Source organism: Microbacterium sp. ARD31, from assembly GCF_031844425.1.
In genome coordinates this window covers 1-15,100 of the sequence record NZ_JAUZVE010000009.1, presented here as the reverse complement: position 1 = coordinate 15,100, position 15,100 = coordinate 1, and the positions used below count along the sequence as shown (strand labels likewise).

Sequence of the window (15,100 nt, the reverse complement as noted above, 5' to 3'; positions counted from 1 at the left end):
CCATGCACATCGCACGCTCGCTGGCCGCGGTCCTCGCCGCCGGCGCCCTCGCGCTCACCGGCTGTGCCGGTGACGACCTCTCCAGCGACAACGCCTCCGACGACTCGGGCTCCTCGGGCGGCGGGGACAACGGGTCCCTCACCATCGCCGGCCAGAACTTCCCCGAGGCCACCCTCGTCGCCTCGATGTACGAGCAGCTCCTGGAGGACGCCGGATACACGGTGGACACCAAGCTCGTCGACTCCCGCGACGCCTACATGCCCACCTTCCCCGGCGACGTCGACATCGTCCCGGAGTACGTCGGCGGCATCGTGAACTTCCTCAACACCCAGGCCAACGGCGACAAGGCCGAGCCGTTCGAGGCGGGTGACGGCCAGCAGCTGGCCGACGACGGCAAGAGCCTGCTCGACGACGCCGGGATCACGCTGCTCGACATCTCCCCGGCGACCGACACGAACGCGTTCTTCGTCACCCAGGACTACAGCGAGTCCGAGGGCGTCATCAAGCTCTCCGACCTCGAGGGCAAGAGCGTCGTGCTCGCGGCGGCGCCCGACTGCGAGGGTCGCCTCGACTGCGAGGGCGGCCTGTCCGACGAGTACGGCATCGACGTCACCAAGGTGCTCGAGCTCGGCTACGCCTCGGACCAGACCTACCAGTCGGTGCTCAGCGGCGAGTCCCAGCTCGGCGAGACCTCGACCACCGACGGCACCCTGGAGTCGCAGGGCCTCGTCGTGCTCGAGGACGACAAGGCCATCCAGCCGGCCCAGAACCTCGTGCCCGCGGTGTCCACCGAGTTCCTCGCCGAGCACGAGGACGTCGCCGACGTGCTCAACCCGCTCATGGCGGCCCTGACCACGGAGAACCTCACCGAGATGAACGGCCAGATGGCGGTCGACCGCGCCAAGCCGGAGGACGTCGCCAGGGAGTTCCTGGAGTCCGAGGGCCTCCTCGGCTGATGACCGCCTCAACCATCGCTGGTTGAGGTGCGAGGAGCGCCAGCGACGAGCCTCGAAACCACTCGATCAAGGGTGTGGTTTCGAGGCTCGCTGCGCTCGCACCTCAACCACCGGAGCGGCTCAGACCTCGTGGTCCCGGAGGCGCAACGCCTCCGGGGCCACGGTCGTCTCGTCGAGCACCGACGGCGGGATCGACAGGCGCCAGGCGCCCGTGCCGATGTCCTGGGCCCGCGGTGCCGGACCGTCGAGACCGCCGACCCACTCCATCAGCGCGGTGACGTCGGCGCGCCGGTCCTCAGCGACGAGCCAGCCGGCGAGCCGGTGCACCGGAGGCAGCCCGCTCTCCACGAGGCGGGTGCCCCAGATCTCGAGCACGCCCGAGCGCAGCAGCCGCCACCACTCCGGCGTACACCCGGGCACGAGCAGGAAGTAGCGCCACAGGTCGCCGGCCAGCACCCGGTCGACGAAGACGCGCTCGACCTCGGCGTCGCCGTGCGCGCGCACCGCCGCAAGCGCCATCCTCTTCGTCTCCCAGCGGTCCGCGAGGTCCTGCACCGTGGCGCGGGTCTGGGTGATCGAGCCCTCGCGGATGCGCCACACGTACGTCGTCTCGGCCAGCACGTCGAACCTCCCGTCCAGGAAGGCTCGCGTGGTGGTCGGCTGGTCCTCGTAGCGCACGCCCTCGGGCCAGGCCAACCCGGCGGCGTCCCACCACGACCGGCGGAAGAGCTTGTTCCACGCGAAGACGTCGCCCAGGATCTCGGGGCGGTCCTCGACCCGCAGCCCCTGCGCGGGCGGGTGGTGCAGGCGCCTCATCCACGGCGGCTCGCGGAAGGGGTCGTCGACGGCGCTGTCGTCCTCGGACCGCCACTGGAGGATCGAGCCGGTCGCGAAGTCCGACCCCGACTCCTCCAGCGACGCGACGAGGGTGCTGAACGCCGAGGGCTGGAGCAGGTCGTCGGAGTCGAGGAAGGCGAGGTAGTCGCCCCGGACGTGCGCCAGGCCGGCGTTGCGGGCGGCGCCCAGGCCGGCGTTGGCCTGGTGGACCACCGAGATGCGGTGGTCGCGGCGTGCCCACGCCTCCGCGATCTCGCCGCTGCGGTCGGTGGAGCCGTCGTCGACGAGCACCGCCTCCCATCGGCGGTGCTGCTGGGCGACGAGGGAGCGCAGGCACTCGTCGAGATAGCGCTCCACGCCGTAGACGGGCACGACCACGCCGATCAGGGGTCCCCGGGACAGCCAACGCCTCACGGGCGGTGACTCTAGCCACCGGTAGGCTGCCCGCCGTGACCGAGCAGCCCAGAGCGATCGACGAGATGAACCCCGACGGCGTCGCGCGGAAGGTCCTCTTCGTCGCCGGCGCCGGACGCAGCGGCACGAGCACGCTCGCCGGGATCGTGTCCAAGCTGGGCATGCACGTCCCCCTGCCGGAGGTGCCGCCGGACGACTCGAACCCACGCGGCTTCAGCGAGCCGCAGTGGGTGGTCGACGTCCACGACGAGTGGCTGGCCGAGGCGCTGGTCCAGGTGAGCGACTCGCGCCCGAATGCGTGGTTCGACACGGGGCGCATCTGCAGCCGCGAGCCCGCCCGCATCCGCGTCAGCGAGTGGCTCGAGCCGCACTTCGCCGAGCACCCCGAGCTGGTCGTCAAGGACCCGCGGCTGAGCTGGTTCCTCGGGCTGTGGCGCGTCGCCGCGATCCGCACCGGTGCGACGCCGGTCTTCGCGACCATGCTGCGGCCGCCGGCCGAGGTCGTCGGCTCGAAGCAGAAGTACTACGCCAACAAGCTCGGCTCGGCGCACCTCGCGGCCAGCTGGGTCAACATGCTGCTGCACACCGAGCGCGCCACCCGTCCCGCCGAGGGCGACGGCGGCCGGGTCTTCGTGCGCTACGAGGACCTGCTCACCGACTGGGTCAAGACCGTCACGGCCCTCGGCCACGCGCTCGACCTGCAGACGATCATCCACACCCGCAGCGACCAGATCCGCGAGGTGCACCGCTTCATCGACCCCAACCTGCGCCGCGTCACCGCCACCCTCGACGACCTCGGTCTGCCGAAGCGGCTCCACGACCTCACCGGCCACACGTGGGAGGAGCTGAACAAGCTCGCCGACGAGGGCGGCGACACCACCGACGCCCACGCCACCTTCGACCAGCTCCGCCGGGAGTACGTCGACCTCTACGAGGAGGCCGAGGCGATCAGCCGCTCGACGGCCGAGCACGCGCGCCTCCAGGCGCGCCGCCGGGCCCGCGCGGAGGCGTCGGCCGAGCATCGCTCGCTGGTCGACCGGGTGCCGCACGACGTGCGCGCCGCGATCCCGCCGTCCGTGCGCCGCGGGATGCGCAAGGCGCTCGGCCGTGAGCGGGACGAGCAGTGACCGTCCCCATCGGCGCCGGTCACGGCCTGACCAACCTCGAGGGCCACAACGACTTCGACATCGTGTGGCCGTGGAACCAGCCCGGTGGCCTGCGCCGGGGCGCGACCGCGGTGCTCCGCGTGAAGAACGAGGCGCCCGGCCTGCGCTTCGTGCTGCCACCGTTGCTGCGGGCGTGCGACCACGTGCTGCTGGTCGACAACGGCTCCGACGACGGCACCGGCGAGGAGGCGCAGCGCGTCGCCGACGAGCACGGCCTCGGCCACCGGTTCACGCTGAAGCAGTACCCCTTCCAGGTCGCCCGCGCGGGCGCCGAGCACCTGTCGGTCAACGAGCGCTCGGTGCACTCGCTGGCCTACTTCTACAACTGGTGCTTCTCCCACGTCCGCACCCGCTACTCGTGGAAGTGGGACGGCGACATGGTCCTCACCACCGAGGGCGAGGTGTCCATGTCCGACCTGTCCTGGCAGGTCGGGACGGCCGAGGCCGTCATCCGCTTCCCGCGTCACGGGCTCTACATCGAGTCGGACCGCACGGCGTACCTCGACCTGGGCCTGCGCAACATCGAGGAGTGGGGCTTCCCGATGAGCCCCGACTACGTCTACACCAAGGCGCCGGAGTGGGAGATCCGCACGACGCCCGAGCGGATCGAGATGTTCGCGCTGCCCCAGGGCCTGTGCGTCGAGCTCAAGTGGCTCGACGGCGACGAGTTCGCCCACTGGACCAACCCGGAGTCGTTCGCGACGTCGATCCGCAACCGGCGCAAGCGTCGCGAGTGGCTCGTCTGGAACGCCCTGCAGGAGGGGCAGGTGCCCGAGGGCGTGGTCGAGATCGAGTCGCCGGAGGGGGTCCACGTCATCGACCACGTGACCCACACCTGGCTGCCGCGCGCCCCGCGCCCGTTCGTCGTCGACGACCCCGACCACGCCAAGCTGCACCTGCGCGCCTGACGTCGGCGTGCCCGTCGTGAGGCGGTTCACACCCGTCCGGGGCATAGCCCGGTGGTGTCCGGGGGTTGCCCCACCATGTCTGAAACCCATCCCCAGATCGCCCCGCCGAAGCAGCGGCGCGCACCCCTGCTGATCGGCATCGCCGCCCTGGTCGTCCTCGTCCTGGTGGCCGGCTTCCTGTGGATGAGGGGTGGTGACGAGACCGGCAGCGCCGGTGAGGCCAACGAGAAGGTCGTCCTCGGCACGGTCGGCGCGAGCGACCCGTACTGGCAGGTCCTGGTGGACGAGGCCGCCGAGCAGGGCATCGACCTCGAGGTCAAGGACTTCGCCGACTACACCCAGCCGAACCCCGCGCTGAGCGAGGGCGAGCTCGACATCAACCAGTTCCAGCACATCGTCTACCTCGCCGAGTACAACGTCGCGAACGACGACGACGTGGTGCCGCTGGGCTCGACCGCGATCTACCCGCTCGGCCTCTACTCGACCAAGGTCGACGCGGTCGAGGACATCGAGGACGGCGACACCGTGGTGGTCCCGGACGACGACAGCAACCAGGCCCGCGCCCTGCTGATCCTCCAGTCGGCCGGGCTGATCACCCTGGAGGACGGCGGCAGCATCTACTCGACGCTCGCCGACATCGACCAGGACGCGTCGCGCGTCGAGGTCAAGGCGATCAAGGCCGACCTCACCCCGACCTCGCTGCCCGACGTGGCCGCGGCCGTGGTCAACAACGACTTCGTGGAGAAGGCCGGGCTGGAGTTCGAGGACGCCCTCGCGACCGACGACGCCGAGGACCCGAAGGCGCTGCCGTACGTCAACGTCTTCGCGGTCCGCGCGGAGGACCAGGAGGACCCGACGCTGCGCAAGCTCGTGGAGATCTACCAGGACACCCAGCCGGTGCTCGACGGCGTGCAGGACGTCTCCGGCGGCACCGCGCAGCTGGTGAAGGTCCCGCAGGAGGACCTGCAGGCGGCGCTGGACGAGGTCGAGGCCGACACCGCGGCGCAGCAGTAGTCCACAGGCACGACAGCAGGAGGAGCCCCGCGATGCCCCTGGTCGAGATGACCGACGTGCACAAGACGTTCCCCGCCGCCCGCCGCGGCAGGGCCGTCGAGGCGATCCGCGGCGTCGACCTGACGGTCGAGGCGGGCGAGATCGTCGGCATCGTGGGCTACTCCGGCGCCGGCAAGTCCACCCTCGTGAGGCTGATCAACGCGCTCGAGACCACGACGTCCGGCAGCGTGCGGGTCGGCGGCCGCGAGGTCACCGCGCTCAAGGAGCGTGAGCTGCGGGAGGTCCGGCTCGGGATCGGGATGATCTTCCAGCAGTTCAACCTGCTCCGCTCGCGCACGGTCTGGGGCAACATCGCCTACCCCCTCGAGGTCGCCGGGATGCCGCGGGCCGAGCAGAACCAGCGGATCTCCGACCTGCTCCACTTCGTGGGCCTCGCGGACAAGGCGCACAGCCACGTCGAGGAGCTCTCCGGTGGCCAGAAGCAGCGCGTGGGCATCGCGCGTGCGCTCGCGACCAACCCGAGCCTGCTGCTCGCCGACGAGGCGACCAGCGCGCTCGACCCCGAGACCACGCAGGAGGTCCTGGGTCTGTTGCGCCGGGTGAACCGCGAGCTCGGCATCACGATCATCGTGATCACCCACGAGATGGACGTCGTGCGCAGCCTCGCCCACCGCGTGGTGGTGATGGAGGCAGGGCGGATCGTCGAGGAGGGACCGGTCCTCGACGTCCTCTCCGACCCCCAGCAGCCGGTGACCCGCCGCTTCGTCTCCACGATCGTCGACGGCGAGCCCGACGCCGACGCGCTGGCCGCCCTGCGTGCCCGGCACGACGGGCGGTTCGTCACGCTCGCCTTCCGCGGGGACGACGTGCGCCAGAGCGACGTGTTCGCCGAGCTGCTGCGCCGCGGCGTGCGGTTCGAGCTGGTCCACGGCGGCATCGAGGAGGTCCAGGGCGAGACCTTCGGCAACCTGACGCTGGCCCTCGACGGCGAGCCCGACGCGGTCGAGGCCGCCGTGGCCGCCGTACGTGACCTGGTCCCGACCACGGAGCCGGGCCGATGACCGACACCCGCATCGACGAGCTGTGGCCCCTGGTGTGGCAGGCCAGCTACGAGACGCTCTACATGGTCGCGATCACGCTGACCGTCGGCGGCCTGCTGGGGCTGGTGCTCGGCCTCGCCCTGTACGTCACGCGCCGCGGCGGCCTCTACGCCAGCCGGCCCGCCCACGCCGTCCTCAACGTGCTGGTCAACTTCTTCCGGCCGATCCCGTTCGTCATCTTCATCGCTGCCGTCCAGCCGCTGGCCCGGGTCGTCGTCGGCACCGGGATCGGCAACCCGGCCATCGTGTTCGCCCTGACCGTCGCGGCCATGTTCGGGATCAGCCGCATCGTCGAGCAGAACCTGGTCACCATCGACCCCGGCATGATCGAGGCGGCCCGCTCCGTCGGGGCCAGCCGTGCCCGCATCGTGCGGACCGTGGTGATCCCCGAGGCCCTCGGACCGCTGGTGCTGGGCTACACGTTCGTGTTCGTGGCGATCGTCGACATGACCGCCATCGCGGGCGTCATCGGCGGTGGCGGGCTGGGCAACTTCGCGCTCCAGTACGGCTTCCGGCAGTTCGACACGGTCGTCACCTGGACCGCGGTGGTCATCATCGTCGCGCTCGTGCAGGTCGGGCAGCTCGCCGGCAACACCATTGCACGACGGCTGCTCCGCCGCTGACCGACGTTACCGGTGGGTAGCGATTTCGGTGGTGCTCGTCACGTCGCAGGAAGGTTCCCGGTGCGGAATCCGCGGGCGTAGGCTCGATGTTGATCGCAGTAGATCGGTACCCGCGAGGGACTGAAACGAAGAGGTCAACCACATGACGTACGACCCCACCTTCCGCGTGGGCGTGATCGGCGCCGGACGTGTCGGCGCCGTCCTCGCCGCCGCACTCCGCCGGGCCGGCCACGACATCGTCGCCACCGCCGGCGAGTCCGACGCCTCGCGCGGGCGCATCGCGGCCCTGCTGCCGGGGGTGCGGATCGCCAAGCCGACCGACGTGGCGCGGGCCAGCGAGCTGCTGCTCCTCACCGTCCCCGACGACATGCTGGCCAACGTCGTCACCGTGTTGAGCCACAGCGGCGCCATCCACGAGGGCCAGGTCGTCGTCCACACCAGCGGTCGCCACGGCCTCGCCGTCCTCGAGCCGGCCCGCGCCGTCGGCGCCCGCACCATCGCGATGCACCCGGCGATGACGTTCACCGGCACCGAGGTCGACCTCCCGCGCCTGGCCGGCTGCGTCTTCGGCATCACGGCGGCCCCCGGCGACCGGGAGCTCACCGAGGCGCTCGTCGCGGACCTCGGCGGGCGCCCGATGTGGGTGCCCGAGGACCGCCGCACGATGTACCACGCCGGGCTCGCGCACGGCGCCAACCACCTCGTCACCCTCGTCAGCGAGGCGATGGAGATCCTCTCCGCAGCCGGCGCCGAGGACCCCGCCGCCACGCTGCGACCGCTGCTCTCCGCGGCCCTCAACAACGCCCTCGAGCACGGTGACGCCGCACTGACCGGCCCGATCGTCCGCGGTGACGTCGAGACCGTGCGGGCCCACGTCGCCGACCTCGTGGCCAACGCCCCGCAGACGCTGTCGTCGTACGTCGCCATGGCGCGCGCCACCCTCGACCGAGCCGTCACCGACGGCCGGGTGCTGCCCATCCGTGCCACCAAGATGCTCCGGGTCCTCGAGGCCGCGGAGGCGTCCGCACCCCTCCACCGGCAGCCCCGATGACCTCGAGACCCGTCCTCGCGAGCACCCGCGAGGAGCTCGCCACCCTGCTCGCGGACGCCCGTCGCGCTGGTGACCGGGTCGCGTTCGTCCCCACGATGGGTGCGCTCCACGACGGCCACGCCAGCCTGATGCGCGTGGCCCGCGAGGCCACTGCAGGCCCGGTCGTGGTGAGCATCTTCGTGAACCCGATGCAGTTCGGCGCGGGCGAGGACCTCGACCGCTACCCGCGCACCCTCGACGCCGACCTCGAGGTCTGCGCCGCCGAGGGCGTCGACGTGGTCTTCGCGCCGAGCGTGGAGGAGATGTACCCCGGCGGGTTCAGCCACGACTCCGTCCACGACGGCGTCACGGTCGCCCCCGGTGCGCTCGCCACGATCCTCGACGGCGCCTCGAGGCCGGGCCACTTCGACGGCGTGCTCACCGTCGTCGCCAAGCTGTTCGGCCTGGTGCGCCCCGACGTCGCGGTCTTCGGGCAGAAGGACTACCAGCAGCTGGCGCTGATCCGCCGGATGGTGCGTGACCTCTGCCTCGGCGTCGAGGTCGTCGGCGCGCCGACCGTCCGCGAGGCCGACGGGCTCGCGCTCTCCAGCCGCAACCGCTACCTCGACCCCGGGCAGCGGCAAGCCGCCGTCGTGTTGAGCCGGGCCCTGCGCGCCGCGCAGGAGCGAGCGGCGTACGGCGTCCCTGCCGCGCGCTGGGCGGCCATGGCGGTGCTCAAGGGCGAGCCCGGGATCGAGCTGGACTACCTCGCGCTCACCTCGCCCGACCTCGGCGAGGCCCCCGAGGTCGGCGAGGGCCGGATCCTCGTGGCCGCGCGGGTCGGCAGCACGCGACTGATCGACAACATGCCCCTCTACTTCGATCGCATCACCCCCGATGCGACCACGGCGGGGACCGCGCTCGCGGCCTCGACCACCTCGGAAAGGAGCAGCTGATGCTGCGCACCATGATGAAGTCCAAGATCCACCGGGCCACCGTGACCCAGGCAGACCTGCACTACGTCGGTTCGGTGACGGTCGACGAGGACCTCCTCGACGCGGCCGACCTGCTGGCGGGCGAGCTGGTCCACATCGTCGACGTGACCAACGGCGCCCGCCTCGAGACCTACACCATCGCCGGCGAGCGGGGCTCAGGCGTGATCGGCATCAACGGCGCCGCCGCGCGCCTCGTCCACCCGGGCGACACGGTCATCCTGATCGGCTACGGCCAGATGGACACGGCAGAGGCCAAGGAGCACCAGCCGCACGTGGTGTTCGTCGACGCCGACAACAAGATCATGGCCACCGGCTACGACCCCGCCGAGACGTTCGGCGACAAGGCGCTGACCCGCGGCGACCTCATCGATCGCTAGCCTGCCCGGATGACTGCTCACCGGCCGGTCCCCGGACGCCTCCGCGCGCCGGCCCCCGGGTGGACCACCCGTGCCGACGTCGTCGTGGTGGGCTCCGGCATCGCCGGGCTCACCGCGGCGCTGCGGATCCACGCGGCCGACCCCACGCTCCACCTGACCGTCGTCACCAAGGACGTGCTGGCCGCCGGCTCCACCCAGTGGGCGCAGGGCGGGATCGCCGCCGCGCTCGGGCCGGGTGACACCCCCGAGCAGCACGAGCACGACACCCTCGTCGCGGGTGCCGGTGCGTGCGACGTCGACGCCGTGCGGGCGCTCGTGACCGAGGGGCCCGACGCGGTGCGCGAGCTGATCGCGCTCGGCACCCAGTTCGACCACCACCCCGACGGCGAGCTCTCCCTGACCCGCGAGGGCGGCCACCACCGCGACCGGATCGCGCACGCAGGCGGCGACGCGACCGGCGCCGAGATCCAGCGCGCCCTCATCGCCGCCGTCGAGCAGGCGCCGGAGATCGAGGTGATCCAGCACGCGCTCGCGGTCGACCTGCTGCTCGCCGTGGACGGCGGCGTCGCCGGGCTCACGCTGCACGTGCTTGGCGAGGGGCAGCGCGACGGCGTCGGGGCCGTGCACTGCCGCGCCGTCGTCCTTGCCTCCGGCGGCCTCGGCCAGGTCTTCAGCCAGTCGACCAACCCGAGCGTCTCGACCGGCGACGGCATGGCCGTCGCACTCCGGGCCGGCGCCCGGCTGCGCGACCTCGAGTTCGTGCAGTTCCACCCCACCGTGATGTGGCTCGGTCCCGAGTCCCAGGGCCAGCAGCCGCTGATCTCCGAGGCCGTGCGCGGCGAGGGAGCCTTCCTCGTGGACGGCGACGGCCGCCGCTTCATGCAGGGCGAGCACCCGCTCGCCGACCTCGCCCCCCGCGACGTCGTCGCCAAGGCGATCACCCGTCGGATGATGGACACGGGCGAGCCGCACATGTGGCTCGACGCCCGCCACCTCGGGCTGGACGCGAGCGGAGCGAGCCACCACGGTGATCGAGCAGGCGGCGAGGAACGAGCCTCCGTGTCGAGATTCTGGGAGAAGCGGTTCCCGACCATCCTCCGGGTCTGCCGCGAGCACGGCGTCGACCCGGTCACCGAGCTGATCCCGGTCGCCCCCGCCCAGCACTACGCCTCGGGCGGCGTCGCCACCGACCTGTGGGGACGTACGAGCGTGCCGGGCCTCTACGCCACCGGCGAGGTCGCCTGCTCCGGGGTCCACGGCGCCAACCGGCTGGCCTCCAACTCGCTGCTCGAGGGGCTGGTGTTCTCCCGCCGGATCGCCGAGGTGCTCCCCGGTGAGCTGCGGGCGTGGGCCGAGCCGGTGGTCGACGAGCGGTCGGAGGGCCTCGTCGACGGCGACCGCCGCCGCGCCGTGCAGGAGGTGATGACGGCCAGGGTCGGCGTGCTCCGGCACGCCGAGGGGCTCGCCGAGGCGCTCGACGTGCTCGGCGACCTCGACCCGGGCGACCCCGTCGTCGAGCCGGCTGCGTGGGAGACGACCAATCTCGTGGCGATCAGCACCGCGCTCGCGGAGGCCGCGGCGCTGCGCACGGAGACCCGCGGCTCCCACTGGCGCGAGGACTTCCCGGAGCGCGACGACACCAGGGCCGGGCACGTCGACGCCTGGCTCGACGACGGCGCGGTCCGCGTCGAGTGGACCCACGCGCCGTCGACCGACCCGTCGATCCAGGAGGTACCCGCGTGACGCGCCTCAGTGACGTGCCGCAGGACCTGCGCGACGAGCTCACCGCAGCCGGGCTGGACCTCGATGCCCTCTGGGCGAAGCTCGCCGAGGCCATCGGTGAGGACCTGCCGGACCTCGACCTGGACGACCCGACCAGCAGCTCGACGATCGCAGCGGACGCGCGGGGCGAGGCGGTCTTCGCCGCGCGCGAGCCGGGCGTGGTCGCCGGCCTGGGCGCCGCGGCCGTCACCTTCTTCATGCTCGGTGCGGACGCCACGATCACCGACCGCGTGCCCGACGGCACCCGGGTGGCGGCGGGCGACGTCGTCATGCGGGTGACCGGCCTGACCCAGCGGATGCTGGTCGCGGAGCGCACCGCCCTCAATCTGGCGTCCCACCTCTCCGGGATCGCGACCGCGACGGCGCAATGGGTCGACGCCCTTGCCGGCTCGCCGACGCGCGTGCTCGACACCCGCAAGACGCTGCCCGGCCTCCGCGCGCTCCAGAAGTACGCCGTCCGCTGCGGCGGCGGGGTCAACCACCGCACCAGCCTCCAGGACATGGCGATGGTCAAGGACAACCACGTCATCGCCGCCGGCGGCGTGCTGCCGGCGCTCGAGGCCATCCGCGGCCGGCACCCCGGTCTGTCGGTGGAGGTCGAGGTCACGACCCTCGACCAGCTCGACGAGCTGCTCGCCCTGCCCGAGCCGCCGGAGCGCGTGCTGCTCGACAACATGGACGACGCGACGATGGCCGAGGCCGTGCGGCGTACGGCGGGACGGGTGCCGCTGGAGGCCAGCGGCGGGATCACGCTGGAGCGGGCCGCGCGGATCGGCGCGACCGGCGTCGACTTCGTCTCGGTCGGCGCCCTCACCCACTCCGTGACCGTCTTCGACCTCGGCATGGACCTCGTCGAGGACCCGCGATGACGCTCCTCGCCGCCGACATCGGCAACAGCCACACGTTCCTCGGCCTGCTCGACGGCGCCGAGGTCACCGCGCACTGGCGGGTCAACACCGACGAGCGCCGCACCGCCGACGAGTGGTCGGTGCTCATCCGCGGCCTCCTCGGCGAGCGGGTCGCGGACGTCGACGGGATCGCGGTCTGCGCGACGGTGCCCGCCGTGCTGCACGAGTGGCGCGAGATGCTCGAGAGCCACTTCGGCGACGTCGTCGCGATCGTCGTCGAGCCGGGCGTGCGGACCGGGATCCCCGTCCTGATGGACAACCCCCGGGAGGTCGGGTCCGACCGGATCGTGAACTCGCTCGCGGCCGCCACCCTGCACGGCGGGCCCGCCATCGTCGTCGACTTCGGCACCGCGACGACGTTCGACGTGGTCAACGCCAAGGGCCAGTACGTCGGCGGCGCGATCTCGCCCGGCATCGAGATCTCGCTCGAGGCCCTCGGTCGCCGGGGCGCGCAGCTGCGCAAGGTCGAGCTCGCCCGCCCGCGCTCGGTGATCGCCAAGAACACGGTCGAGGCGCTGCAGAGCGGCATGGTCTTCGGCGTCGCGGCGCAGGTCGAGGGCCTCGTCGCGCGCATGATCGCCGAGCTCGGCGTGCCGGCCCAGGACGTCACCGTCATCGCCACCGGCCACCTGGCCCCGCTCCTCGTCGACGACTGCGGCTGCTTCACCGTGCACTCGCCGTGGCTGACCCTGCAGGGCCTGCGTCTCGTGTTCGAGCGCAACCAATCGCCGTCTGTGTGAGTCTCAGGGTCGAGCCGGGCCGCGGGGCCCCGCCGTCCGAGGGGGACACATGGTCATCCAGCACACGACGAGGCCGCTCGTGGCGGCCTCCCTCGCCGCGGGGCTCGTCGCGGCCCTCACCGCGCCGACGGGGGCCGCGGCACCTGCCGCCGGTCGCGACGACGTGCCACTTGCGCGGGTCGCCGACGTCCGCCCCGGCACGGCGGGCAGCGACCCCAGCCGGATCACGGCCCACGCCGGCGGCGTGTACTTCGTCGCCGACGACGGCGCGCACGGTCCTCGCGTGTGGCGCTCGGACGGCACCGCTGCCGGTACGACGCTCGTGTCGGCCGCCGCGGCCGTCACGGCGGCATCGGAGCTCGCGGTGGCCGGATCCACGCTCTTCTTCACCGCCGGCGACCAGCTCTGGCGTTCGGACGGCACCGAGGCGGGGACGCAGCTGGTCAAGGACCTCGGCACGACCGACGTCCCCCTGACGCAGCTGACGGTCGCCGGCGACCTCGTCTGGTTCCTGGGCGACGACGGCGTCGGCGGGCAGGAGCTGTGGCGCTCCGACGGGACCGTGGCGGGGACGATCCCGCTGACGAACCGCCCGCCGGGCGCCGACGCGAAGCCGCTCGCCAACCTCACCGCGGTCGGGTCGTCCGTCTGGTTCACGGGCAGCGACGGCACCGACATCGTCTCGGAGGTCTGGCGCTCGGACGGCACCCCGGCCGGCACGGCGCCGCTGACGAAGTTCCGCACCTTCTTCGACACCTACCCCGGTCTGCTGACCCCGGCCGGCGGCCACGTCTACTTCGTGCTCGGAGGAGGGTCCGAGGGCCGCGACGTGTTCCGCATCGCCGCCGGTGGGACGACCGCCGAGCTCGTCTTCGGTGACGAGGCCGACTACGTCCACGAGCTGCGGGCGGACGGGGACCGGGTCTACATCTCGAGCACCAACGCCGCGAGCCGGCGCAGTGAGCTGTGGCTCTCGGACGGCACGCCTGCCGGGTCGCAGCGCCTGGCCGTGCTGCCCGCCGAGGCGGGCGACTACCCGTCGGACCACGCGCAGGACCTCACCCTGGTCGACCGCACGCTCTTCTTCACCCACGTCGACGCCGACCACGGTCCCGAGCTGTGGCGCAGCGACGGCACGATCGCGGGCACGCGGCGGCTGACCGACCTGCCGACGCGGCTGCTCCGCACCCGCCCCGCCGAGCTCACCGCGAGCGACGGACGGCTGTGGTTCGTCGCGGACGAGGGGCGGGGCCCCGAGCTGTGGGTGTCCGACGGCACCACGCGCGGCACGCACCCGGTCGACGACACCCGCCGTGGACGGGCGGGGTCCGTCCCGACCGGCCTGACGGACGCGGGCGGGACGCTGTTCATGGGGCTCGACGACGGCGCCGCCGGGCGCGAGCTGTGGGCGACCCAGGTCGACACGGCCATCGCGCGCCCGCGGGTCCGCGCTCCGAAGGTGGCGCGCGTCGGTCGTGGCGCCTGGTCGGTCCGGGTGCGGGCAGGTGCGGGGGAGTGGGTCGAGTCCACCGCCCGCGGCCGCGTCCGGCTGCCCGGTGTCCGCAAGCCGGTGGTGCTCAGGACGGCCCGGGCGACGTCGTACGCCGGTCGCGCCGAGGTGCTGCGGCTGGTCATCCCACAGAAGGCCCGTCGGGCCGTGGCGCGGGCGATCGGGAATTCGCGGACAAAGGCTGCCGCAAAGCTCGTCGTGACGCTGCGCGACTCCGCAGGAAATGCGAAGAAGGTGGTGCGCACAATTCGGCTGTCATGAAATTCCTGACGCCATTTCAAAACGGGCGGAATTGTCTCCACGGACTTCTTCCACCATGATCATCGGTGTTCATCACCCCTGAATTGAAATGAGCGACGAAATGGCACAGAAGGTCAACATCGTTCTCGTGGACGACCTGGACGGCACCGAGGCGACCGAGACGGTCTCCTTCGGTCTCGACGGCACCGCCTACGAGATCGACCTCAACGACGCCAACGCCGCGGCGCTGCGCGAGGCGATGAGCGGCTACGTCGGTCACGCCCGCAAGGTGACCGGAGGGTCGCGGCGCGGACGCAAGGCGTCGTCGGGGTCGTCCTCGAGCAGTTCGAACACCAAGGACGTCCGGGAGTGGGCCAAGGCCCAGGGCATGGAGGTCTCCGAGCGCGGCCGCATCTCCGCCGACGTGCAGCAGGCCTACGACGCCGCGCACTGACGCACCGGGTGGTCCGGCGCCGCGGGCGCCGGGCCACACCAGACAC

At 72.3% G+C, this 15,100-nt stretch carries 15 protein-coding genes; 14 read left to right on the top strand and 1 reads right to left on the bottom strand.

Features of this window, described 5'->3' with window-relative positions; genetic code table 11:
• The first annotated feature begins 2 nt into the window (after window positions 1–2).
• On the top strand, window positions 3–956 hold the full coding sequence (locus Q9S36_RS21485; protein ID WP_311286889.1) for an ABC transporter substrate-binding protein: 954 nt from the start codon (window positions 3–5) through the stop codon (window positions 954–956).
• A 120-nt stretch (window positions 957–1,076) separates the two neighbouring features.
• On the opposite strand, the gene Q9S36_RS21480 is transcribed toward Q9S36_RS21485, so the two are convergent.
• Window positions 1,077–2,207 carry a glycosyltransferase family 2 protein gene (locus Q9S36_RS21480; RefSeq protein ID WP_311286888.1) on the bottom strand — a complete coding sequence of 377 codons (1,131 nt, stop codon included), beginning with the start codon at window positions 2,205–2,207 and terminating at the stop codon, window positions 1,077–1,079.
• A gap of 35 nt (window positions 2,208–2,242) precedes the next feature.
• Between Q9S36_RS21480 and Q9S36_RS21475 the strand changes: the two genes are divergently transcribed.
• The 13 genes from Q9S36_RS21475 (at window position 2,243) to Q9S36_RS21415 (ending at window position 15,054) form a co-directional block, all read left to right on the top strand.
• Window positions 2,243–3,334, top strand: a complete 1,092-nt coding sequence (locus tag Q9S36_RS21475) for a hypothetical protein (RefSeq protein WP_311286887.1) — start codon at window positions 2,243–2,245, stop codon at window positions 3,332–3,334.
• Complete coding sequence (locus tag Q9S36_RS21470; RefSeq protein ID WP_311286886.1) at window positions 3,331–4,281, top strand: glycosyltransferase; 951 nt, start codon at window positions 3,331–3,333, stop codon at window positions 4,279–4,281. The genes Q9S36_RS21475 and Q9S36_RS21470 overlap by 4 nt, the downstream gene beginning before the upstream one ends.
• 75 nt (window positions 4,282–4,356) lie before the next feature.
• Window positions 4,357–5,295 (top strand): MetQ/NlpA family ABC transporter substrate-binding protein, encoded by a 939-nt coding sequence (locus Q9S36_RS21465; RefSeq protein ID WP_311286885.1) that lies wholly within the window; start codon window positions 4,357–4,359, stop codon window positions 5,293–5,295.
• A 32-nt stretch (window positions 5,296–5,327) separates the two neighbouring features.
• Window positions 5,328–6,356 (top strand): ATP-binding cassette domain-containing protein, encoded by a 1,029-nt coding sequence (locus Q9S36_RS21460; protein ID WP_311286884.1) that lies wholly within the window; start codon window positions 5,328–5,330, stop codon window positions 6,354–6,356.
• Window positions 6,353–7,018 (top strand): methionine ABC transporter permease, encoded by a 666-nt coding sequence (locus tag Q9S36_RS21455; protein WP_311286883.1) that lies wholly within the window; start codon window positions 6,353–6,355, stop codon window positions 7,016–7,018. The genes Q9S36_RS21460 and Q9S36_RS21455 overlap by 4 nt, the downstream gene beginning before the upstream one ends.
• 142 nt (window positions 7,019–7,160) lie before the next feature.
• Complete coding sequence (locus Q9S36_RS21450; RefSeq protein WP_311286882.1) at window positions 7,161–8,069, top strand: DUF2520 domain-containing protein; 909 nt, start codon at window positions 7,161–7,163, stop codon at window positions 8,067–8,069.
• Window positions 8,066–9,004: a pantoate--beta-alanine ligase gene (gene panC, locus Q9S36_RS21445; RefSeq protein WP_311286881.1), complete on the top strand. Its 939-nt coding sequence runs from the start codon at window positions 8,066–8,068 to the stop codon at window positions 9,002–9,004. The genes Q9S36_RS21450 and panC overlap by 4 nt, the downstream gene beginning before the upstream one ends.
• Window positions 9,004–9,420: an aspartate 1-decarboxylase gene (gene panD / locus Q9S36_RS21440; protein ID WP_311286880.1), complete on the top strand. Its 417-nt coding sequence runs from the start codon at window positions 9,004–9,006 to the stop codon at window positions 9,418–9,420. Before panC ends, panD begins: the two co-directional genes overlap by 1 nt.
• A gap of 9 nt (window positions 9,421–9,429) precedes the next feature.
• On the top strand, window positions 9,430–11,163 hold the full coding sequence (locus Q9S36_RS21435) for an L-aspartate oxidase (RefSeq protein ID WP_311286879.1): 1,734 nt from the start codon (window positions 9,430–9,432) through the stop codon (window positions 11,161–11,163).
• A complete protein-coding gene (nadC, locus tag Q9S36_RS21430; RefSeq protein WP_311286878.1) occupies window positions 11,160–12,071 on the top strand; it encodes a carboxylating nicotinate-nucleotide diphosphorylase in 912 nt (303 codons plus the stop codon). Before Q9S36_RS21435 ends, nadC begins: the two co-directional genes overlap by 4 nt.
• A complete protein-coding gene (locus Q9S36_RS21425) occupies window positions 12,068–12,850 on the top strand; it encodes a type III pantothenate kinase (protein WP_311286877.1) in 783 nt (260 codons plus the stop codon). The genes nadC and Q9S36_RS21425 overlap by 4 nt, the downstream gene beginning before the upstream one ends.
• Before the next feature lie 49 nt (window positions 12,851–12,899).
• Complete coding sequence (locus Q9S36_RS21420; RefSeq protein ID WP_311286876.1) at window positions 12,900–14,621, top strand: hypothetical protein; 1,722 nt, start codon at window positions 12,900–12,902, stop codon at window positions 14,619–14,621.
• Between the two features lie 100 nt (window positions 14,622–14,721).
• Window positions 14,722–15,054: an Lsr2 family protein gene (locus Q9S36_RS21415; RefSeq protein ID WP_311286875.1), complete on the top strand. Its 333-nt coding sequence runs from the start codon at window positions 14,722–14,724 to the stop codon at window positions 15,052–15,054.
• The last annotated feature ends 46 nt before the right edge of the window (window positions 15,055–15,100 follow it).

Coding starts and splice junctions, on each gene's coding strand:
- Q9S36_RS21485 (WP_311286889.1), top strand. CDS start 3: ATGCACATCGCACGCTCGCTGGCCGCGGTCCTCGCCGCCGGCGCCCTC.
- Q9S36_RS21465 (WP_311286885.1), top strand. CDS start 4,357: ATGTCTGAAACCCATCCCCAGATCGCCCCGCCGAAGCAGCGGCGCGCA.
- Q9S36_RS21460 (WP_311286884.1), top strand. CDS start 5,328: ATGCCCCTGGTCGAGATGACCGACGTGCACAAGACGTTCCCCGCCGCC.
- Q9S36_RS21455 (WP_311286883.1), top strand. CDS start 6,353: ATGACCGACACCCGCATCGACGAGCTGTGGCCCCTGGTGTGGCAGGCC.
- Q9S36_RS21450 (WP_311286882.1), top strand. CDS start 7,161: ATGACGTACGACCCCACCTTCCGCGTGGGCGTGATCGGCGCCGGACGT.
- panC (WP_311286881.1), top strand. CDS start 8,066: ATGACCTCGAGACCCGTCCTCGCGAGCACCCGCGAGGAGCTCGCCACC.
- panD (WP_311286880.1), top strand. CDS start 9,004: ATGCTGCGCACCATGATGAAGTCCAAGATCCACCGGGCCACCGTGACC.
- Q9S36_RS21435 (WP_311286879.1), top strand. CDS start 9,430: ATGACTGCTCACCGGCCGGTCCCCGGACGCCTCCGCGCGCCGGCCCCC.
- Q9S36_RS21425 (WP_311286877.1), top strand. CDS start 12,068: ATGACGCTCCTCGCCGCCGACATCGGCAACAGCCACACGTTCCTCGGC.
- Q9S36_RS21420 (WP_311286876.1), top strand. CDS start 12,900: ATGGTCATCCAGCACACGACGAGGCCGCTCGTGGCGGCCTCCCTCGCC.
- Q9S36_RS21415 (WP_311286875.1), top strand. CDS start 14,722: ATGGCACAGAAGGTCAACATCGTTCTCGTGGACGACCTGGACGGCACC.